The organism is Caldovatus aquaticus (assembly GCF_019458025.1).
In the GTDB taxonomy this organism is placed as follows: domain Bacteria; phylum Pseudomonadota; class Alphaproteobacteria; order Acetobacterales; family Acetobacteraceae; genus Caldovatus; species Caldovatus aquaticus.
The window spans coordinates 1-20,950 of the sequence record NZ_JAHZUY010000063.1 but is presented as its reverse complement, the minus strand read 5'-3'; the positions used below and the strand labels follow the sequence as shown (position 1 = coordinate 20,950).

Here is a 20,950-nt window from a genome sequence, read left to right as displayed (position 1 = left end):
CCCGGGCCCGGCCGCAGCGCCGCCGCCCGCCGAGGCCGCCCAGCGGCTGACGCTGCGCGCGCGCGCGCTCACGGAGGAGGAGGAGGAGAGCGCGCGCCGCCCGGCCGGCGGGCCACGCCGCCCGGGCGCCGGCGCCGGACCCGCGGCGCGCCGGCCCGCGCCCGCGCCCGCCCGCAAGGGGGCGCTGGTGCCGGAGCGCCGGAGCGGCCGCATCGACATCGTCGCCGCGGTGGAGGGCGAGGACGAGCGCATCCGCTCCATCGCCTCGCTCCGCCGCCAGCGGGAGCGCGAGCGGCGCCAGCAGGAGCTGGCCCGCCTGCGCTCGGGCCAGGAGCGCGTCGTGCGCGAGGTGGTGATCCCCGAGACCATCACCGTGCAGGAGCTCGCCAACCGCATGGCCGCGCGCGGCAGCGAGGTGGTGAAGACGCTGTTCCGCATGGGCGTGATGGCGACGCTGACGCAGACCATCGACGCCGACACGGCGGAGCTGGTCGTGACCGAGATGGGCCACCGCCCGAAGCGCGTCTCCGAGAGCGACGTGGAGCTCGGCCTCGAGGGCACGCCCGACACCGAGGCCGACCTGAAGCCGCGCCCGCCCGTGGTCACCATCATGGGCCACGTGGACCACGGCAAGACCTCGCTGCTCGACGCGCTGCGCCAGACCGACGTGGCGGCGCACGAGGCAGGCGGCATCACGCAGCACATCGGCGCCTACCAGATCGAGGTGCCGGGCGGCCAGAAGGTGACCTTCATCGACACCCCCGGCCACGAGGCCTTCACCGCGATGCGCGCGCGCGGCGCGAGCGTCACCGACATGGTGGTGCTGGTGGTCGCGGCCGACGACGGCGTGATGCCGCAGACGGTGGAGGCGATCCGCCACGCGCGGGCGGCGGGGGTGCCGATCATCGTCGCCATCAACAAGATCGACAAGCCGGACGCGCGCCCCGACCGGGTGCGGCAGGAGCTGCTGCAGCACGAGGTCGTGGTCGAATCGCTCGGCGGCGACGTGCAGGAGGTCGAGGTCTCGGCGACGAAAAGGATCAATCTCGACAAGCTGCTCGAGGCGATCCTGCTGCAGGCGGAGATCCTGGACCTCAAGGCGAACCCGGACCGCCCGGCCGAGGGCACGGTGATCGAGAGCAAGCTCGACCGCGGCCGCGGCCCGGTCGCGACCGTGCTGGTGCAGCGCGGCACGCTGCGCCAGGGCGACATCGTCGTGGCCGGCACCGAATGGGGCCGGGTGCGCGCGATGCTCGACGACCGCGGACGCCAGATCAAGGAGGCGCCGCCCTCGCTGCCGGTCGAGATCCTCGGCCTCTCCGGCGTGCCGGCGGCGGGCGAGCACTGCATCGTGGTGCCGGACGAGGCGCGGGCGCGCGAGATCAGCGAGTACCGCCAGCGCCGGGCGCGCGAGAAGGCGGCGCTCGCGGCCGGCGCGGGCCGCGGCACGCTCAACGAGATGCTCGCCCGCATCCGGGCCGGCGAGCAGAAGGAGGTCGCGGTCGTCGTCAAGGCCGACGTGCAGGGCTCGGCCGAGGCGATCGTCGCCACCCTCGGCAAGCTCGGCAACGAGGAGGTCAAGGTCCGCGTGCTGCACAGCGCGGTCGGCCAGATCACCGAATCCGACGTGCAGCTCGCCAAGGCCTCCGACGCCGTGATCCTCGCCTTCAACGTGCGCGCCACGGCGCAGGCGCGCGAGCTCGCGCAGCGCGAGGGCGTGGACATCCGCTACTACTCGATCATCTACGAGGTGGCGGACGACGTCGAGAAGCTGGTCAAGGGCAAGCTCGCGCCGGTGCAGCGCGAGAAGTTCCTGGGCTACGCGCAGGTGCTGCAGGTGTTCGACGTCAAGAAGGTCGGCAAGGTGGCCGGCTGCCGCGTGACCGAGGGCGTGGTCCGGCGCGGCGCGGGGGTGCGGCTGCTGCGCGACGGCGTGGTGATCCACCAGGGCGAGCTCTCGACGCTGAAGCGCTTCAAGGACGACGTGCGCGAGGTGCAGAACGGCTACGAGTGCGGCATGAGCTTCGCCAACTACGACGACATCAAGGTCGGCGACGTGATCGAGTGCTACGAGACGGAGACGGTGGCGGCGGCCTGACCGGCAGGCGCCATCCGCCTTCCGGGGATCCGGTTCGGGCGCGGCGCCGGGGAGGCGCCGCGCCCGTCGCTTCGCGGGACGACGACGATGGTGAGGAAGCAGCACGCCGCGCGGCCCGGCGGCGCCGAGCGCCGCGAGGGACCTTCGCAGCGCCAGCTCCGCGTGGCGGAGGAGGTGCGCCACGCACTCTCGGCGCTGTTCACCCGCGGCGAGTTCCGCGACCCCGACCTCGCCGGCGCGGCGGTGACGGTGACGGAGGTGCGCGCCTCGCCCGATCTGCGGCACATGACCGCCTTCGTCTCCGGGCTCGGCCACGCGCTGCCGGAGGCGCGGATGCAGGCGCTCCGGCGCGCCGCGCCCTATCTGCGCACGCAGGTGGCGCGCGCCGTGCGGCTGCGCTACGCGCCCGAGATCCGCTTCGAGCCGGATACCGCGCTCGACCAGGCGATGCGGATCGAGGCCCTGATGCGCCGCCCCGAGGTGGCGCGCGACCTCGCGCCGCCGCGGCGCGGCGAAGGGGAGGGGGAGGACGGCGCGGGATGACCGCCGCGTCCCCCTCGCCGCCGGACGGCCCGCCCGCCGACCGCCAGCCCATGATCCGCGTCATCGCCATGCCCGCCGACACCAACCCCTCGGGCGACATCTTCGGCGGCTGGCTGCTCGCGCAGATGGACCTCGCCGGGGGCAGCGCCGCGCAGCGCCGCGCCCGCGGCCGCGTCGCCACGGTCGGCGTGGAGGCGATGAGCTTCCTCGCCCCGGTGCGCGTGGGCGACGAGGTCAGCATCTACACCGAGGTGCTCGGCGTCGGCCGCACCTCGCTTCGCATCCGCGTCGAGGCCTGGCGGCGCCACCTCGACGAGAACCGCCGCGTCACCGAGGCGGTCTTCACCTTCGTCGCGCTGGACGCCCAAGGGCGGCCGCGCCCCGTGGACCAGACCGAGGCATGAACGACCGAGAGCAGCACCAGCGCCCCCGTGGCCCCCGTCGCCGGCAGCGGCGCGGCCGTCCGCTCGACGGCTGGCTGATCGTGGACAAGCCGCCCGGCATCGGCTCGACCGAGGTGGTGAACATCGTCAGGCGCGCCTTCCGGGCGCAGAAGGCCGGGCATGGCGGCACGCTCGACCCGCTCGCCACCGGCGTGCTGCCGGTGGCCTTCGGCGCCGCGACCAAGACCGTGCCCTACGTGGTGGACGGCACCAAGGTCTACCGCTTCACGCTGCGCTTTGGCGAGGCGCGCGACACCGACGACGCCGACGGCCGGGTGATCGAGACCTCCCCGGTCCGCCCGAGCGACGAGGCGATCCGCGCCGCGCTGCCCGCCTTCACCGGCGACATCCTGCAGGTCCCGCCGGCCTTCTCCGCCGTCAAGGTCGGTGGCGAGCGCGCCTACGACCTCGCCCGCGAGGGGCAGGCGGTGGCGCTCGCCCCGCGGCCGGCGCGGGTGGACCGCTTCGAGCTGCTCGAGCGGCCCGATCCCGACACCGCCGTGTTCCTCGTCGAGTGCGGCAAGGGCGTCTACATGCGCGCCCTCGCCCGCGACCTCGCGCGCGCCCTCGGCACGGTCGGCCACATCGCGGCGCTGCGCCGCCTGCGGGTCGGGCCGTTCCGCGAGGAGCACGCGATCCCCCTGGACAGGATCGCCGGTTCCGGCGATACCCCGCCCCCTTCCCCGGACCTCCTGCTGCCCGTGGAGACCGCGCTGGCCGACATCCCGGCGCTGGCCCTCACGGAGGCGGAGGCCGCCCGCCTCTCGCATGGCCAGGCGATCTCCCTGGTCGAGCTGATGGGCCGGGTTCCGCGCGAGGCCGACCCCGCCGGGGGCCTGGTGCGAGCGATGGCGGGGGGGCGCCTGGTCGGTCTCTGCCGGCTCGAGGACGGCCTGCTCAGGCCGGAGCGGTGGCTGACCGGGGGCGACGGGAGCACGGCAGCGCCGGGCACCGCCTGACGGCCCGGCCAGCAACGGAGAGCACGAGCGATGTCGATCACCGCGGAGCGCCGCACGGCGCTGATCAGGGAATATGCGACCAAGCCGGGCGACACCGGCTCGCCGGAGGTGCAGGTGGCGATCCTCTCGGAGCGGATCAGCAACCTGACCGAGCACCTCAAGACCCACCCCAAGGACTTCCACAGCCGGCGCGGCCTGCTGATGATGGTCGGGCACCGCCGCGCGCTGCTCGACTATCTCAAGCGCAAGGACCAGGCGCGCTACGAGAGCCTGATCGCCCGGCTCGGCCTGCGGCGCTGAGCGGCGCGCCCCGCCTCCGCCCGCCGCGGCGCTACACGCGCGGCGGCCCGGCGGGGCCGGTCGGGGCGCCCGTCGTCGGCGCGTCCCAGGGGTAGCTGCGGACCCGCGGGCCGGCGGCGGCCGTGCCTTCGCGCGCGGGCGCGTCGCCGCGCCAGGCAAGGGCGCGCGCGGCAAGGTCCACGGCGCCGTGCGCTTCGAGCACCCGCTCGGCGCGGGCGAGATCGCCCTCCTGGATCTCCGCCGACAGCACGGCGCCGCCCCGGCGCAGCCCCTCGCCGAGCAGTTCGCGGTCCTCCGGCGGCAGGAAGTCGGCCTCCGGGCGCCAGATGCGCGCGAGCCAGTCGAGCAAGCCGCCCTCCTCGTCCGCGCCGGCGCCGCCGGGCGCGGCGTGGACCCGCACCAGGGCGCGATCGAGGCCGAGCCGGCGGGCGAGTTCGTCCGCGGCCCGCTCGGCCTCGGCGCGGCGGTCATAGAAGGCCGTGCTCTTCATGCGGGCCATGGCGCCGCCCTCCGCTGCTGCATGTCGGCAGGGGCGCCGCGGAGGCTGGGCCGCGCGGCGCCGGGGACGGCAACGTGCCGGCGGCGGCATCGTTGCCTCCCCTCCGGAGGGGCCGGATCGCGGCCGGCGGGGCGGCCGAAGATTTCCGTGGCATTCCCGGCCGTGCCGCGTCATATAGGCGCCGGGTCCGCTTCCGCCCGCTCGCCGGACGGGGTGGATTCGCCGCCGCGCACGCGGCGGGCTGACCGGCCCAGAGAGCCGCGCACCACCGAGATGGGTCGGGGCGACATCGCCCCGAAGGGGTTGCGGCGGCGTTTCCGGCCACATGGTCAGGGCGGCCCGCCTGCCGGCTGCCCTCGCCGCGGGGGCGCCTGCACCGCGGCCACCATGCCGCCCGAGACGCCGACCACCCACCCGCAGCGGGGGCTGACGGCCGCCTGACTGGCATCCCACCGCGTCGCACCCGGACAGGCCCCGCCCGTGCGCCGAGAGGCGCGGGGGCGGCCGACCCGTCCGGTCCTGCCCACCCGCGGCGCCGCGCCAGCAGGCCCGGCGCCGCCACCGGCCACCCGCGCGACCGCGCGTCCCGGGAGCCGCATGAGGACGACGCACGTGTTCGAGAACTACTTCCGCAAGGACATCCCCTGGGGCGGCAAGACCCTGACCCTGGAGACGGGCAAGATCGCCCGCCAGGCCGACGGCGCGGTGATGGCGCGCCTCGGCGACACCATCGTGCTCTGCACCGCGGTCGGCAACCGCAGCGTGAAGGCGGGCCAGGACTTCTTCCCCCTCACCGTCCACTACCAGGAGAAGGCCTTCGCCGCCGGCAAGATCCCGGGCGGCTTCTTCAAGCGCGAGGGCCGGCCCTCGGAGCACGAGGTGCTGGTCTCGCGCCTGATCGACCGGCCGATCCGGCCGCTCTTCCCCGACAATTTCCGCAACGAGGTCCAGGTCATCGCGACCGTGCTGTCGCACGACCTGGAGAACGACCCCGACATCGTGGCGATGGTCGGCTGCTCGGCGGCGCTGACGCTCTCCGGCATCCCGTTCTTCGGCCCGGTCGGGGCGGCGCGGGTCGGCTGGATCGACGGCCGCTACGTGCTCAACCCGACCACCGAGGAACGGGCGCGGAGCCAGCTCGACCTGGTGGTGGCCGGCACCTCCGAGGGCGTGCTGATGGTGGAGTCGGAGGCGCAGGAGCTGCCCGAGGACGTCATGCTCGGCGCCGTCGAGTTCGGCCACCGCAGCTTCCAGCCGGTGATCGAGGGCATCATCGCGCTCGCCGAGCGCGCGGCGAAGGACCCCTGGCCGCTGCCCGAGCCGACCGAGGAGGAGAAGGCGCTGAAGGCGCGCGTCTTCGAGCTCGGCCGCGCCCCGGTCGCCGAGGCCTACCGCGAGACGCAGAAGCTGGTGCGCCACGAGAAGGTGGCGGCGGCGAAGGCCGCGGTGCTCGAGCGGCTGGCCGCGGAGGGCGCCGACCTCGAGAAGGCCAGGGGCTTCTTCAAGGAGCTCGAGGCCGACGTGGTGCGCAACGCCATCCTCGACACCGGCCGCCGCATCGACGGGCGCGGCACCCGGGACATCCGCCCGATCGTCGCCGAGGTCGGCGTGCTGCCGCGCGCGCACGGATCGGCGCTGTTCACCCGCGGCGAGACGCAGGCCTTCTGCGTCGCCACCCTCGGCACCGGCCAGGACGAGCAGATCATCGACGCGCTCGCCGGGGAGTACCGCGAGGACTTCCTGCTGCACTACAACTTCCCGCCCTACTCGGTGAACGAGACCGGACGGCTCGGCTCTCCGGGGCGGCGCGAGATCGGCCACGGCAAGCTCGCCTGGCGGGCGCTGCACCCGCTGCTGCCGGAGAAGGAGAAGTTCCCCTACACGATCCGCGTCGTCTCCGAGATCACCGAGTCGAACGGGTCCTCCTCGATGGCGACGGTCTGCGGCAGCTCGCTCGCGCTGATGGACGCGGGCGTGCCGATCAGGCGGCCCTGCGCCGGCATCGCCATGGGGCTGATCAAGGAGGAGCGCGGCTTCGCCGTGCTCTCCGACATCCTCGGCGACGAGGACCATCTCGGCGACATGGACTTCAAGGTGGCCGGCACCGAGATCGGCGTCACCTCGCTGCAGATGGACATCAAGATCACCTCGATCACCTTCGAGATCATGAAGATCGCCCTCGAGCAGGCGCGCGAGGGGCGGATGCACATCCTCGGCGAGATGGCGAAGGCGATCACCGGGGCGCGCACCGAGGTCGCCGCCACGGCGCCGCGCATCACGGTGATCACGATCAACAAGGACAAGATCCGCGACGTGATCGGCTCCGGCGGCAAGGTGATCCGCGAGATCACCGAGCAGACCGGCACCAAGATCGACATCGAGGACGACGGCACGATCAAGATCGCCGCCACCAGCCCGGAGGCGGCGCAGCGGGCGATCGACTGGATCCAGGGGATCGTGGCCGAGCCCGAGCTCGGCAAGATCTACACCGGCAAGGTGGTGAAGACCGCCGAGTTCGGCGCCTTCGTCAACTTCCTCGGCTCGCGCGACGGCCTCGTGCACATCTCCGAGCTCTCCAACGAGCGGGTGAACAAGACCACCGACGTCGTCAAGGAGGGCGACATCGTGAAGGTCAAGGTCATCGGCTTCGACGAGCGCGGCAAGGTGAAGCTCTCGATGCGGGTGGTGGACCAGGCCACCGGCGAGGACATCACCGAGAAGGTCGGCGCCCGGCGGCCCCGCCCGGAGGGCGAGGGCGGCCGGCGCGGCGAGCGGCGCGAGGGCGGCGGAGGCCGCCAGGCGGCCGAGTAGGGCCGATCGCGGACGGCCGGGACGCGGCCGCAGCGGGAACCGGCTCGGCAGGCGGCAGGCGTGCGGGCGGCAGGGACCGGTCCGGGGCCAGGGCGCCCCGGGCCGGCGGCCTGCTACCCCGCCGTGCCCGGAGGGGCCCCGGTGGGGACTCCCGCGGGCAGCCGCGGCGCGTCATACTTACATGGGTTGCATGCGAGGCAGCACAGCGTGAAGGCGATCAACCCGATTCGCATGGGAGGCGTCGAGGTCCTGCCGATCGTCGAGGGCGGCAAGGGCGTCTCCGTCTCCAACGGGACCTCCTCGGGCGCCTGGGCGTGCGAGGGCGGGGTCGGCACCTTCTCGGCCGTCAACGCGGATTCCTACGACGAGGACGGCAGGATCGTGCCGCAGGTCTACCGCGGCCGGACGCGGCGGGAACGGCACGAGGAGCTGGTCGCCTACGGCATCGCCGGCGGCATCGCCCAGGCCCGCGTGGCGCACGAGCGCCGCAACGGCCAGGGCCGCATCCACGCCAACATCCTCTGGGAGATGGGCGGGGCGGAGCGGGTGATCCGCGGCGTGCTGGAGGGCGCGAAGGGCCTGATCCACGGCATCACCTGCGGCGCCGGGATGCCCTACCGCCTGGCCGAGATCGCGCGCGACTTCGGCGTCTTCTACTACCCGATCGTCTCCTCCGCCCGCGCCTTCAGCGCCCTGTGGAAGCGCAGCTACCACCGGGCGCGGGAGTGGCTCGGCGGCGTGGTGTACGAGGACCCGTGGCTCGCCGGCGGCCACAACGGCCTCTCCAACTCCGAGGACCCGCAGCAGCCGGAGCCGCCCTATCCGCGCGTGCTCAAGCTGCGCCAGCAGATGCGCGAGTTCGGCCTCGGCGATACGCCGATCATCATGGCCGGCGGCGTCTGGTGGCTGGAGGAGTGGGAGGACTGGATCGACAACAAGGAGCTCGGCCCGATCGCCTTCCAGTTCGGCACCCGGCCGCTGCTGACGAAGGAGAGCCCGATCTCCGACGCCTGGAAGCAGCGGCTGCTGACGCTCAAGGAGGGCGACGTGCTGCTGCAGCGCTTCTCGCCCACCGGCTTCTACAGCTCCGCCGTCCGCAACGAGTTCCTGCGCGAGCTCGAGGAGCGCAACGAGCGCCAGGTCGCCTACACCGCCGAGCCGGTCGGCGAGCACACGGCCGAGTACGGTGTCGGGCCGCGCAAGCGCCCGGTGTGGCTGACGCCGCGCGACTACGGCCGCGTCCGGCAGTGGGAGGCCGAGGGCTTCACCGAGGCGATGCGCACGCCGGACAACACGCTGATCTTCGTCACCCCCGAGAAGCAGCGGGAGATCCTGCAGGACCAGGTGGACTGCATGGGCTGCCTCTCCGCCTGCCGCTTCTCCAACTGGTCGCAGGAGGGGCCCGAGTACTCGACCGGCAAGAAGGCGGACCCGCGCAGCTTCTGCATCCAGAAGACGCTGCAGGACATCGCCCACAACGGCTCGATCGAGCGCAACCTGATGTTCGCGGGGCACAACGCCTTCCGCTTCGCCACCGACCCCTTCTACTCGAACGGCTTCATCCCGACGGTGAAGCAGCTGGTGCAGCGCATCCTGACGGGGCGGTGAGGGTTTCGCCCGCGCGGCCCGGCCCGGGCGGAGGCGTCGCCGCGGCGTCGGGGCGGGGACGGACGCGGCCGGGCCGCGTGGGGCGCCGGCGCCGGAACGCGGCCGCGGGGAGGGATCGCCGGGACCCGCGGCCATAGCTGCTTCCTCCCCCGCGGAGAGAGGCCGCCCGCCGGCCGGCGCGGCCGGGTCGGCGCCGGCAGCAAGTCCTCGCAAGTAACAATCTGCCCGCCCGTCAGCATCCCCGGGCAACGCCGCCGTCAATCCCTGTCGTAACCGGGCGGGAGCGCGCGGCGATAGAGAAATCGTGCGGGCCGGGCGATTCCGCGCCCGCGGCGGGTGGCGGCCTGTTGTGGCGATTTAGCCACAGTGCGGCGGGAAAGTCACCAGACCCTTGCGCCATCGCTTCGGTCTTGCTTCGGACTCATGCTTCCGATACGGGTTGAGGCAGTGACGCTCAGATCCGCCTGAACGTCGGGGTTGGGCCTGGCGGGGTGCCGTGGGGACGGCACCGCAGCCGCAGGGGGGCAGGCCTCGGGGATTCGGCGGTCCCAGCCCGACGGAGATGGCGCGGATGCTCCGACTCTCTCTGGGTGCCGTGCGGCCGTTCCTGGCGGTGGCGCTCGTGGCGACCGTGGCGGTTGCCGGATGCGGCCAGCAGGAGCGGCCGGTCAGCACGGCGCGCGGCGGCCATCACCAGCGCCCCGCCAGCTACGATCCGCCCGGCCCGCCGCATGACCCGTGGGGGCCCTGGATCCGCGAGGCCTCGCGCCGGTTCGACGTGCCCGAAACCTGGATCCGGGAGGTGATGCGCCAGGAGAGCGGCGGCCGCGCCAGCGCCACCAGCCCCGCCGGCGCGATGGGGCTGATGCAGGTGATGCCGGGCACCTATCGCGAGCTGCAGGCGCGCTACGGCCTCGGCGACGATCCCTACCACCCCTACGACAACATCATGGCCGGGGCGGCCTACATCCGCGAGATGTACGACCTGTTCGGCTCGCCGGCCTTCCTCGCCGCCTACAACGCCGGCCCGCGGCGCCTCGAGGACTACCTCTGGAACGGCCGCGGCCTGCCGGCCGAGACCCGGCGCTACGTCGCCCGCATCGGGCCGCGCATCCTGGACGCCGCGCCGGTCCGCCGCGCGCCGCCGGAGGTGTACGCGGCGGCCGAGATCCCGCTCAACATCCCGCCCGGCCCGCGGCGCATGGACGCCACGACCATGCTGGCGCTGCGCGAGCAGCGTCAGCGGATCGAGGCGGCGGCGCAGCTCGCGCGCGCCAACGCCGCGCCGGCCGCGGCCGAGCCCGCGGCGGGCACCGCGCTGGCCGCGGCGGCGCCGCTTGCCGCGCCCGCCGCGCCGCGCGAGCCCGAGCCGCCGCGGCGGGTGGCCAGCGCCGACCCGTATTCCGGCCTCGTCGTGCGCATGGACCCGATCCCGGACGGCAGCACGCCGGAAGGCACCGCGGCCCTGGCCCGCGCGCGGCCCGAGCGCGCCGAGGCCGGCCGCGACGCCACTGCGATCGCCGGCCTGCCGGTCTCGCCTCCGACCCCTCCCGCCGCCCACGCGGAACGCAGCGCGCCGCCACCGGCGACGCGATCGCTGCTGGCCGCCGCCCGCGCGGCGCAGCCGCAGCAGCCCGCCGGCCGGGCAGCGACGGACGCGACCGCGCGATCCGGGGCGAATCCGCCCGCGGCGGCGCCCGGCGCCGGCACGCGGCCTGGCGCGGCGACGCAGCTCGCCGCCGCCGCGACGCCGCGCGGCGCCCCGCCGTCGCCGTGGGTGCGGGTCCCGCCGGCCGCGGTGCCGGTGCCGCCGCGCCCGGAGCCTGCCGGGCGCGGGTTCAGCCTGATGTCGCGCGCCGAGGCGGCGACCCTTCCGGCGGCCCGGCGCGGTGGCGCGGCGGCCCCGGCGCCGGCCGGCGAATGGGGCGTGCAGGTCGGCGCCTTCGGCTCGGCGGCGCAGGCGCAGAGCGCTGCCAGCCGCGCGCGCGACATGGTGCGCACGCTGGGTGCGCGCGTCGTCGTCCAGCGCGTGGCGCAGGGGCACGGCACTCTCTATCGCGCCCGCGTCACCGGCCTGTCGCGCGAGTCGGCGAGCGCCGCCTGCGAGCGCCTCCGCCGGCAGGGCGACTGCATCGTGCTCTCGCCGGACTCGATCTGAGCCGCGGCGCGAGCCGGCAAGGCGGCGCCGGGGCGCGGACGACCTTTTCCCGTTCCCCGTCCGCCGGCCGGGCCGCGTGATCGGCGCCGCGCGCTCTTGCCCGCGCGACGCCTCTGCCGCAGCCTGTCGCGGACACGCCGCTCCGAGAGAAACGAGGCATGCAGGCCGATCACCGCGGGCCGGGCGGGCAGCCGGCCGAGTTCGCCGCGCTGGATGCGCTGGTGCGCCCCCGCTCCGTCGCCATCGTCGGCGCCTCCGACGATCCGCGGCGGATCGGCGGGCGCCCGATCGCCTATCTGAAGCAGCGGGGCTTCGCCGGCGCGGTCTGGCCGGTCAATCCGAACCGCCCGGCGGTGCAGGGCCTGCCGGCCTTCCCCTCGGTCGCCGCGCTGCCGGCCGCGCCCGATGTCGCGATCGTCGCCGTGCCGGGGGCGCTCGCCAACGAGGCGGTCGAGGCGCTCGGCGCGCGCGGCTGCCGCGCCGCGATCGTCTTCACCGCCGGCTTCGCCGAGGTGGACGAGGCGGGCGCTGCGGCGCAGGCGGCGCTGGTCGCGGCCGCGCGCCGGCACGGGATGCGCATCCTCGGCCCGAACAGCCTCGGCCTGTTCAACGCGGCGGTCAATTTCTACCCGACCTTCTCCACCTCCTTCGAGCAGGGCTGGCCGCTGTCGGGCCGCATCGGCATCGCCAGCCAGTCCGGCGCCTACGGCACGCACATCTTCACGATCGCGCGCGCGCGCGGCCTCGGCACGCCGGTCTGCATCATGACCGGCAACGAGGCCGACATCTCGGTCGGCGAGGTGATCGGCTGGATGGCGCAGTCGGAGGAGGTGGAGGTCATCGCCGCCTACGCCGAGGGCATCCGCGAGAGCGAACGCTTCGTCGCCGCGCTCGAGCTCGCGCGGCGCAACCGCAAGCCGGTGGTGATGATGAAGGTCGGGCGCAGCGCGCTCGGCGCGCACGCCGCGAAATCGCACACCGCCTCGATCGCCGGCGACGACGCGGTGACGCAGGCCGTGCTCGACGAGTTCGGCGTGGTGCGCGCGCGCACGACGGAGGAGATGCTCGACATCGCCTACGCCGCGACGAAGCGCATCTACCCGGCGCGCAACACGCTCGGCGTGCTGACCATCTCGGGCGGCGCCGGCGTGCTGATCTCCGACGCGGCGGAGGCGCTCGGCCTCGCCATGCCGCCGATGCCGGAGGCGGCGCAGGCGGAGCTGCGCGCGCTGGTGCCGTTCTGCGGGCCGCGCAACCCGGTGGACTGCACGGCGCAGGTGGCGAACGACTGGCCCCTCGTCGGCCGCTTCGCCGAGAGCGTCGCCGCGGACGGGGGCTATTCCAGCATCATCGCCTTCTTCACCCAGACTGCCGGCTCGCGCACGGTGGGCGAGGCGCTGCGCGAGCAGCTCAAGGGCGCGATCGCGCGGCATCCGGACCGGCTCTGGGTGCTCTCCGCCATCCTGCCGGAGGAGGGGCGCCGGAAATACGCCGAGGACGGGTTCCTGGTCTTCGAGGACCCCTCGCGCGCGGTGGTGGCGCTGCACGCCATGGGCCGCTTCGGCGAGTCCTTCGCGCGGGCCGGGCAGCCCGCCGCCGCGGTGCCGCTGCCCGAGGTGCGCCTGCCCGGGACGACGCCGAGCGAGGCGGTGGCCAAGCGCCTGCTCGCCGAGGCCGGCGTGCCGGCGGTGCCGGAGCGCGCCTGCGGCGACGCGGCGGCCGCGGTCGCGGCGGCGGAGGAGATCGGCTACCCGGTGGTGCTGAAGATCCTCTCCCCCGACATCCTGCACAAGAGCGAGATCGGCGGCGTGCTGCTCGACGTGCGCGACGCCGCGGGCGTGCGTGCCGGCGTCGCGACGCTGCTCCAGCGGGCGCGCGAGCGGGCGCCGGGCGCGCGCATCGAGGGCGTGCTGGTGGCGAAGCAGATCGCCGGCGCGGTGGAGATGGCGCTCGGCATCGCGCGCGATCCGGTGTTCGGGCCGGTGGCGATGGTGGGCCTCGGCGGCGTGTTCATCGAGGTGCTGAAGGACTTCGCGCTGCACCGCTGCCCGCTCGACCCGGCGCAGGCGGAGCGGATGGTCCGCTCGCTGCGCGGCTTCCCGCTGCTCGACGGCGCGCGCGGGCGGCCGAAGGCGGACGTGGCAGCGCTGGCGCGGGCGCTGTCGCGGCTCTCCGCCTTCGCGGCGGCGGCCGGGCCGCGGCTGCGCAGCGTGGACGTGAACCCGCTGCTGGTGCTGCCCGAGGGCCAGGGCTGCTACGCCGCCGACGCGGTGATCGAGCTCGCGGCCGACTGAGCGGAGCGCGCCCTGCGCCGCTGCCGGCGGCGGGCGGGTGCTGCGGCATGGCTGCGGACCCGGGCTTCGGCGGCACGCCCTAGCGGGCGCCATTTGCCGACCGGCGGTTTCGGTTCCGCACTCCCCGTCTCGGCAGGACAAGGCAAGGGCAACGGAGGGCCTCCGCGCGCGTCATGGTCACCGGGGACGGCGCGCCGCGACGCCGCGGCGCGCGGCAACGAACGGGTGTGCCAGGGATGCGCGACGGCCACGACGACGCATGGGCGGGGAGGGGCGCGCCGCCGCTGGCCTCCGACCACCCGCACCAGCAGCAGATCAACGCGCTCATCGCGCTCGTCGCCGCCCTGCTCGGCGCGCTGCGCGCGAAGGGGGCGATGGGCGAGGACGAGATCCGGGGCGTGCTGCGCACCGCGGACGCCTTCCTGCCCGAGGGCTCGAAGGCGCTCGGCCTGCGCCTGCTCGCCGTGGTGCGCGAGGCCGGCGATCTCGCGGCGAGCCTGACGCCGCCCGGCTCCCCCCTGGACCGGGGCGGCGGGCAGGGCTAGAGCCGGCCTCCGGAGGCCGCGCCGCGGCGGACGGACACCGCGGGGGCCCAAGTCCGGGGGGTGCGATGATCAACAAGATCGTCCGCACCATGGCCGAGGCCATGGCGGGCATCAAGGACGGCTCCACCGTGCTGATCGGCGGCTTCGGCGCCGTCGGCCAGCCGGACGCGCTGATCGAGGGGCTGATCGAGCAGGGCGCGAAGGACCTGGTCTGCGTCGCCAACAACGCGGGCACCGGGCGCACCGGCCTCGCGCGGCTGATGGAGCTCGGCCGGGTGCGCAAGATCATCTGCTCCTTCCCGCGCTCCGCCGGCTCGGTGGTGTTCGAGGAGCTATACCGCGCCGGCAGGATCGAGCTCGAGATCGTGCCGCAGGGCACGCTCGCCGAGCGCATGCGCGCCGCCGGCGCCGGCATCCCCGCCTTCTACACGCCGACCGGCGTCGGCACGCTGCTCGCCCAGGGCAAGGAGGTGCGCGAGATAGACGGGCGGCTCTACGTGCTGGAGCGGGCGCTGAAGGGCGATGTGGCGCTGATCGAGGCCTGGGAGGGGGACCGCTGGGGCAACCTCACCTACCGGGAGAGCGGGCGCAACTTCAACCCGGTGATGGCGATGGCCGCCGAGCTGACCATCGCCCAGGTGATGCACCTCCGCGAGCTCGGCGAGATCAACCCGGACCACGTGGTGACGCCCGGCATCTTCGTGGACCGGGTGATCCGCGTGGACAGGGGGCCGGAGTGGGCCTAGCGTTGCCGACGGGTGAGGAGAGACGACGATGAAGCCCTTCTCCCGCGCTGAGATGGCCGCCCGCGTGGCCCGCGACATCCCCGAGGGCTGGTACGTCAACCTCGGCATCGGCATCCCGACCATGGTCGCCGACCACGTGCCGGCCGAGCGCGAGGTGATCCTGCACTCCGAGAACGGCATCCTCGGCATGGGCCCGGCGCCGCCGCCCGGCAAGGTGGACCCCTGGCTGGTGAACGCCGGCAAGCAGCCGGTGACGCTGCGGCCGGGCGGGTCGTTCTTCCACCACGCCGACTCCTTCGCGATGATCCGCGGCGGCCATCTCGACCTCTGCGTGCTCGGCGCCTTCGAGGTGGCGGAGAACGGCGACATCGCCAACTGGGCGACCAGCGAGAACGACACCGCGCCCGCCGTCGGCGGGGCGATGGACCTCGCCGCCGGCGCGAAGCGGCTGTGGGTGGTGATGGAGCACACCACGAAGGACGGGCGGCCGAAGCTGGTCGAGAAGTGCAGCTATCCGCTGACGGCGCTCGGCGCGGTGAGCCGCGTCTATACCAACCTCGGCGTGTTCGACGTGGTGAAGGGGCGCGGCTTCGTGGTGGTGGACATGGCGCCGGGCGTCACCTTCGAGGCGCTGCAGGAGCGGAGCGGGGCGAAGCTGCACCTGCCGGGCTGAACGGGGGAACGCATGAGCGAGGCGCTGGCGGGCACGGAGGCGGAGCGCGCCGAATCCATCCGCATGATCCGCGACAGCGCCGCCGCGGTGGCGCCGCGCGGCGGCGACACGAAGCGCATCCGGGCGCTGCGCTTCCAGGATCCGGGCTACGATCCCGCGGTGCTGCGCCGGATGGGCGAGCTCGGCTGGATCGGGCTGCGCGCGCCGGAGGCGGCCGGCGGCGCGGGCCTCGGCATGGGCGAGCTGTGCGCGCTGGCCGAGGAGCTGGGCGCCGGCCTCGCGCCGGAGCCGCTGATCCCGGCCCTGCTGACGGCGACGGTGCTGGCGCGGGCGGGGGAGCGGGAGCTGCTGCCGCGCCTCCTCGCCGGCGAGATCTACGCCCCGACGGCCTGGCAGGAACGGCCGGACACGCTGGAGGTGCCGGGCAGCCCGGACGCGCCGCGGCGCTTCATCCCGCAGGCGGCGGGGGCGGAACTGTTCCTGCTGCCGGTGCGCGAGGGCGGGCGGATCGCGCTCTACGCGCTGCCGCGCGCCGGCGCCGACCTTGCGCTCGAGCGCACGCAGGACGGGGGCAATTTCGGCACGCTGCGCCCCGCGCTCGGCGAAGCGCGGCGCGTGGCGGACGACGCCGGCGCGCTGCTCGCGCAGGCGCTCGACGAGGCGGCGCTCGCCACCGCCGCCTACCTGCTCGGCGTGATGGAGCGGAGCTTCGGCCTCGCGCTCGACTACCTGAAGACGCGCCAGCAGTTCGGGCGGGTGATCGGCAGCTTCCAGGCGCTGCAGCACCGCGCGGCGGACCTCCGGATCCAGCTCGGCCTGACGCGGGCGAGCGTGGAGAGCGCGGCGGCGGCGCTCGACGCCGGGGCGGAGGGCGCGGCGCGCCGCGCCGCGGTCTCGCGCGCCAAGGCGCGGGCGGCGGAGGCCTCGCTGCTGGTCACGCGCCAGGTGATCCAGCTGCACGGCGGCATCGGCTACACGGACGAGTACGACGCCGGACTCTATCTGCGCAAGGCGATGGTGCTGGCGAACCAGTTCGGCTCCGCCGCGCTGCACCGCCGCCGCTTCCTGCGCGACGCGCCGGAGGGGGACGAGGAATGAGCGAGGCCGGGGAGCGCATGCGCGTCGTCGAGGAGCGCGACGGCGCGGTGCTGGTCCTGACGCTCGACTACCCGGCGCGCCGCAACGCGCTGGCGATGCCGCTGCGCGCCGCGCTCGAGGACGCGCTCGAGCGCGCGCACGCGCCGGAGAGCGGCGTCCGCGCCGTGGTGCTGACCGGGGCGGAGGGCAATTTCTGCTCCGGCGGCGACATCTCGCGCATGGAGGTCGCGACCGCGATGGACGGGCGCGAGCGCATGCGCCGCACGCACCGCCTGGTGCGGCTGATGGCCAAGGGCGGGCTGCCGATCGTCGCCGCGGTGGAGGGCTGGTGCGCCGGCGCCGGCATGGCGCTCGCCTGCGCCTGCGACACCATCGTCGCGGCCGAGGATGCGCGCTTCGTCGCGGGCTTCCACAAGATCGGCCTGATGGCGGACATGGGTCTCGCCCACTTCCTGCCGGCGCGCGTCGGCATGGGCCGCGCGCGGCGCCTCCTGCTCTACCACGAGCCGCTCACCGCGCCGGAGGCGGAGCGCATCGGCCTCGTGGACTTCGTCGCGCCGAAGGGCCACGCCCTCGCGGCCGCGCTCGAGAAGGCGCGCTTCCTCGCCGAGGAGGCGCCGGCGCCGATCAGGCTGACCAAGCAGATCCTCGCCGCGGGCCTCGACGAGTCGCTCGAGCAGGAGCAGACCTTCCAGGGCCTGCTCTTCACCACCGAGGACCACAAGGAGGGCCGCGCCGCCTTCTTCGCCAGGCGCAAGCCCGTCTTCAAGGGACGCTGAGCCGATGACCGCCGCCCCTGCCGCGCCGGCCGAGCCCGAGGACCTGAACGCCCTCGACGACGAGGCCTTCCGCCTGCACGTGCGCCGCTGGATCGAGGCCAACTATCCGCCCGAGCTGCGCCATCCCCCGAAGCGCCTGCACTGGAAGGACAACAAGGTCTGGTACTTCAAGCTGGCGGAGAAGGGCTGGCTCTGCCCCGGCTGGCCGAAGGAATACGGCGGCATGGGCCTCTCGCCCGCGAAGCAGATCATCTTCACCGAGGAGCTGGAGCGCTGGGGCTGCGCGCGCACCAACGACCACGGCATCGTCCTGCTCGGCCCGCTGATCATCAACTACGGCACGGAGGAGCAGAAGCGCTACTTCCTGCCGAAGATCCTCTCCGGCGAGCACATCTGGTGCCAGGGCTATTCCGAGCCCAACGCCGGCTCCGACCTTGCCAGCCTGCGCACCGAGGCGGTCGAGGACGGCGACCACTACGTCGTCAACGGCCAGAAGATCTGGACCACCCTGGCGCAGGACGCCAACTGGATCTTCCTGCTGGTGCGCACCGACAAGCAGGCGAAGAAGCAGGAGGGGATCAGCTTCCTGCTGGTGCCGATGGACACGCCCGGCATCACCGTCAAGCCGATCATCAACCTCGAGCTGCACGACGAGTTCTGCGAGGTGTTCTTCGACAACGTCCGGGTGCCGAAGCGGAACCTGGTCGGGCAGATCAACAAGGGCTGGGACATGGCCAAGGCCCTGCTCGGCTTCGAGCGGATCTACCTCGGCTCCCCCCGCCAGTCCGCCTACGCGCTGAAGGGGCTGCGCGCGCTCGCCGAGCACATGGGGGTGTGGGAGGAGCCGGAGTTCCGGGACCGCTACGCGCGGCTCCGCCTCGACCTCGAGGACCTGAAGGCGTTCTACGGCGTCTATGTCGCGAAGCTCCGGCGCGGGGAGACGCTCGGGCCCGACGTCTCGATGCTGAAGATCTGCCAGACCGAGCTGTTCCAGCGCATCGCCGACGCGATGCTCGAGATCGCCGGCGAGAACGCGGGGCTGCTCGGGCCGATCGAGGGCAACCGCGACCTCAACCCGACCGGCCTCTACATCCAGGCGCGGCCGGCGACGATCTACGGCGGGTCGAACGAGATCCAGCGCAACATCGTGGCGAAGAACGTGCTCGGGCTGCCGGGCTGAGCGCGTCGGGCGCGGGCGGGGCGAAGGCGGGGGCATGGGGGCGGGGGCATGGGCGGCGCGCTGCGGGCCTGGCAGTTCTGGGCGCTGGCCTCGGCGGCCTTCGCCGCGCTGACGGCGATCCTCGCCAAGCTCGGCGTCGCCGGCGTGCATTCGGACTTCGCCACCTTCGTGCGCACGGTGGTGATCCTCTTCGTCACGGCGGGGATCATGGCCGTCTCCGGCGGCTGGCAGGCGCCGTCCTCGGTGTCGGCGCGGACCTATCTCTTCCTGCTGCTGTCGGGGGCGGCGACCGGCGCCTCCTGGCTCTGCTACTTCCGCGCGCTGCAGCTCGGCGACGCCGCCCGCGTGGCGCCGCTCGACAAGCTCAGCGTGGTGCTGGTCGCCCTGTTCGGCGTGCTGCTCCTCGGCGAGCGGCTGTCGGCATGGAACTGGCTCGGCGTCGCCCTGATCGCCGCCGGCGCGGTGCTGGTCGCCTGGCGCGGTTGACCGCGGCCGCCGGGGCGGCACTCTGTCGGCGCCCTGCCGCGCAGCTCCATCCTGAAGGGTGTCGCCGATGACCGACCTCTGGCGCCTTTCCGCCGCCGACCTCGCCGCCCGCGTCCGCCGCCGCGAGGTCTCCGCCGCCGAGGCGGCGCGCGACGCGCTCGCCCGGCTGGAGGCGGTGAACCCCGCGATCAACGCCGTCGTGGCCCTGCGGCCGGAGGAGACGCTGGCCGAGGCGGCGCGCGTGGACGCGATGCTCGCCCGCGGCGAGGACCCCGGCCCGCTCGCCGGCGTGCCCGTCACCATCAAGGTCAACGCCGACCAGAAGGGCTTCGCCACCACCAACGGCCTGCGCATCCAGAAGGACCTGATCGCGCGCGAGGACAACCCGGTGGTGGCGAACCTGCGCCGCGCGGGCGCGGTGATCCTCGGCCGCACCAACACGCCGGCCTTCAGCCTGCGCTGGTTCACCGACAACGCGCTGCACGGGCGCACGCGCAATCCGCGCGATCCCGCGCTCACGCCGGGCGGCTCCTCGGGCGGGGCGGGGGCGGCGGTGGCGACGGGGATCGGCGCGATCGGCCACGGCACCGACATCGGCGGCTCGATCCGCTATCCCGCCTATGCCTGCGGCGTGCACGGGCTGCGCCCCACCCTCGGCCGCGTGCCGGCGTGGAACCCCTCGGGCGCGGAGCGGCACATCGGCGGGCAGCTCATGGCCGTCTCCGGGCCGCTCGCGCGCACCATCGCCGACATCCGGCTCGCCTTCGCCGCCATGGCCGCGCGCGACATCCGCGATCCCTGGTGGGTCGGCGTGCCGCTGGAGGGGCCGCCGGCGCCGAAGCGCGCGGCGCTCTGCCTGCGCCCGGACGGCCTCGCCATCGTGCCGGAGGTCGAGGCCGCGCTGCGCGACGCCGCGCGCCGGCTGGAGGCCGCCGGCTGGACCGTCGAGGAGGCGGAGACCCCGCCGCTGCGCGAGCCGGCGGCGCTGCAGCTCATGCTCTGGCTCGCCGAATCGCGCCGCGGCATGAACGAGGCGATCCGCCGCGAGGGCGAGCCCGCCGCCAGCTTCGTCATGGCGCAGATGGAGGCGATGTGCCCGCTGCCGGACGTCAACGCGCTGCTCGACGCGCTGCAGAAGCGCGCCGGCTTCGTGCGGCAGTGGATGCTGTTCTTCGAGCGCTGGCCGGTCGCGATCACGCCGGTCTCCGCCGAGCTGCCCTTCCCGGACGGGCTCGACGTGTCCTCGCCGGAGGGGTTCCGGCGCTGCTGGGAGGCGCAGCTCACCCAGGTCGGCGTGCCGCTGATGGGGCTGCCGGGGCTCGCCGTGGCGACCGGCCTCGCCGGCCGCGCGCCGGTCGGGGTGCAGCTGCTGGCCGGCCGCTACCGGGAGGACCTGCTGCTCGAGGCCGGTGCGGCGATCGAGGCGGCGGGGGTGCCGCCGGCGCCCGTGGACCCGGCGTGAGGCCGGGCCCCTCGTCCGGAGAACACGCGGCGCCGCGCCGAGGGCCGCCTTCGCCCGGCGGTGCGCGCCGCAGCGGCCCCGGCCCGGTTGCGCGCGGGCGGATCCGCGCTTCCGGCCGTTCGCGGCCGTCCGCGATCCGCCCTAGGTCCTGGACTCAAACCGTGTCCACAGCCGGATGGCGGCGAGGGCGACGGTGGAGAGGTAGTTGCGTGCGAGCTTGTCGAAGCGTGTGGCGATGCGGCGGAAATGCTTGAGGCGATTGAAGCAT

Annotated in this window: 18 protein-coding genes; 17 read left to right on the top strand and 1 reads right to left on the bottom strand. The window is 74.5% G+C overall.

The window, feature by feature from the left end; genetic code table 11:
- From infB to rpsO, 5 genes are all read left to right on the top strand, one after another.
- Positions 1-2,098 (top strand): translation initiation factor IF-2 (infB, locus tag K1J50_RS16070; RefSeq protein WP_255575358.1); only part of this gene is annotated, 2,098 nt, incomplete at its 5' end.
- An 87-nt stretch (positions 2,099-2,185) separates the two neighbouring features.
- A complete protein-coding gene (gene rbfA / locus K1J50_RS16065) occupies positions 2,186-2,641 on the top strand; it encodes a 30S ribosome-binding factor RbfA (protein WP_220118781.1) in 456 nt (151 codons plus the stop codon).
- Positions 2,638-3,045, top strand: coding sequence for an acyl-CoA thioesterase (locus K1J50_RS16060; RefSeq protein ID WP_220118780.1), 408 nt, complete (start codon positions 2,638-2,640; stop codon positions 3,043-3,045). The genes rbfA and K1J50_RS16060 overlap by 4 nt, the downstream gene beginning before the upstream one ends.
- Positions 3,042-4,043, top strand: a complete 1,002-nt coding sequence (gene truB / locus K1J50_RS16055) for a tRNA pseudouridine(55) synthase TruB (RefSeq protein ID WP_220118779.1) — start codon at positions 3,042-3,044, stop codon at positions 4,041-4,043. Before K1J50_RS16060 ends, truB begins: the two co-directional genes overlap by 4 nt.
- 30 nt (positions 4,044-4,073) lie before the next feature.
- A complete protein-coding gene (gene rpsO, locus K1J50_RS16050; protein WP_220118778.1) occupies positions 4,074-4,343 on the top strand; it encodes a 30S ribosomal protein S15 in 270 nt (89 codons plus the stop codon).
- Positions 4,344-4,374: 31 nt separating this feature from the next.
- Here rpsO and K1J50_RS16045 read toward each other — a convergent pair whose 3' ends face one another.
- Positions 4,375-4,842, bottom strand: coding sequence for a hypothetical protein (locus tag K1J50_RS16045; RefSeq protein WP_220118777.1), 468 nt, complete (start codon positions 4,840-4,842; stop codon positions 4,375-4,377).
- Positions 4,843-5,439: 597 nt separating this feature from the next.
- Between K1J50_RS16045 and pnp the strand changes: the two genes are divergently transcribed.
- The 12 genes from pnp to K1J50_RS15985 all read left to right on the top strand — a co-directional run bounded on the left by pnp (position 5,440) and on the right by K1J50_RS15985 (position 20,682).
- On the top strand, positions 5,440-7,653 hold the full coding sequence (pnp, locus tag K1J50_RS16040; RefSeq protein ID WP_220118776.1) for a polyribonucleotide nucleotidyltransferase: 2,214 nt from the start codon (positions 5,440-5,442) through the stop codon (positions 7,651-7,653).
- Positions 7,654-7,860: 207 nt separating this feature from the next.
- The gene (locus tag K1J50_RS16035) at positions 7,861-9,261 is read left to right on the top strand and encodes an NAD(P)H-dependent flavin oxidoreductase (protein WP_220118775.1); all 1,401 of its coding nucleotides are present in this window, start codon (positions 7,861-7,863) and stop codon (positions 9,259-9,261) included.
- A gap of 571 nt (positions 9,262-9,832) precedes the next feature.
- Positions 9,833-11,419, top strand: a complete 1,587-nt coding sequence (locus K1J50_RS16030; RefSeq protein ID WP_255575357.1) for a lytic transglycosylase domain-containing protein — start codon at positions 9,833-9,835, stop codon at positions 11,417-11,419.
- Between the two features lie 158 nt (positions 11,420-11,577).
- Positions 11,578-13,713, top strand: a complete 2,136-nt coding sequence (locus K1J50_RS16025) for an acetate--CoA ligase family protein (protein ID WP_220118773.1) — start codon at positions 11,578-11,580, stop codon at positions 13,711-13,713.
- Positions 13,714-13,949: 236 nt separating this feature from the next.
- Positions 13,950-14,258, top strand: a complete 309-nt coding sequence (locus tag K1J50_RS16020) for a hypothetical protein (protein WP_220118772.1) — start codon at positions 13,950-13,952, stop codon at positions 14,256-14,258.
- Positions 14,259-14,323: 65 nt separating this feature from the next.
- Positions 14,324-15,004 carry a 3-oxoacid CoA-transferase subunit A gene (locus tag K1J50_RS16015; RefSeq protein ID WP_220118771.1) on the top strand — a complete coding sequence of 227 codons (681 nt, stop codon included), beginning with the start codon at positions 14,324-14,326 and terminating at the stop codon, positions 15,002-15,004.
- Between the two features lie 28 nt (positions 15,005-15,032).
- A complete protein-coding gene (locus K1J50_RS16010; protein ID WP_220118770.1) occupies positions 15,033-15,677 on the top strand; it encodes a 3-oxoacid CoA-transferase subunit B in 645 nt (214 codons plus the stop codon).
- A 12-nt stretch (positions 15,678-15,689) separates the two neighbouring features.
- Positions 15,690-16,775: an acyl-CoA dehydrogenase gene (locus K1J50_RS16005; protein ID WP_220118769.1), complete on the top strand. Its 1,086-nt coding sequence runs from the start codon at positions 15,690-15,692 to the stop codon at positions 16,773-16,775.
- The gene (locus tag K1J50_RS16000; protein WP_220118768.1) at positions 16,772-17,554 is read left to right on the top strand and encodes an enoyl-CoA hydratase/isomerase family protein; all 783 of its coding nucleotides are present in this window, start codon (positions 16,772-16,774) and stop codon (positions 17,552-17,554) included. The genes K1J50_RS16005 and K1J50_RS16000 overlap by 4 nt, the downstream gene beginning before the upstream one ends.
- Positions 17,555-17,558: 4 nt before the next feature.
- Entirely contained in the window at positions 17,559-18,734 is a 1,176-nt protein-coding gene (locus tag K1J50_RS15995) for an acyl-CoA dehydrogenase family protein (RefSeq protein WP_220118767.1), read from the top strand.
- Positions 18,735-18,782: 48 nt separating this feature from the next.
- Complete coding sequence (locus K1J50_RS15990) at positions 18,783-19,220, top strand: EamA family transporter (RefSeq protein ID WP_220118766.1); 438 nt, start codon at positions 18,783-18,785, stop codon at positions 19,218-19,220.
- Positions 19,221-19,287: 67 nt separating this feature from the next.
- The gene (locus tag K1J50_RS15985; RefSeq protein ID WP_220118765.1) at positions 19,288-20,682 is read left to right on the top strand and encodes an amidase family protein; all 1,395 of its coding nucleotides are present in this window, start codon (positions 19,288-19,290) and stop codon (positions 20,680-20,682) included.
- Positions 20,683-20,950 lie beyond the last annotated feature (268 nt).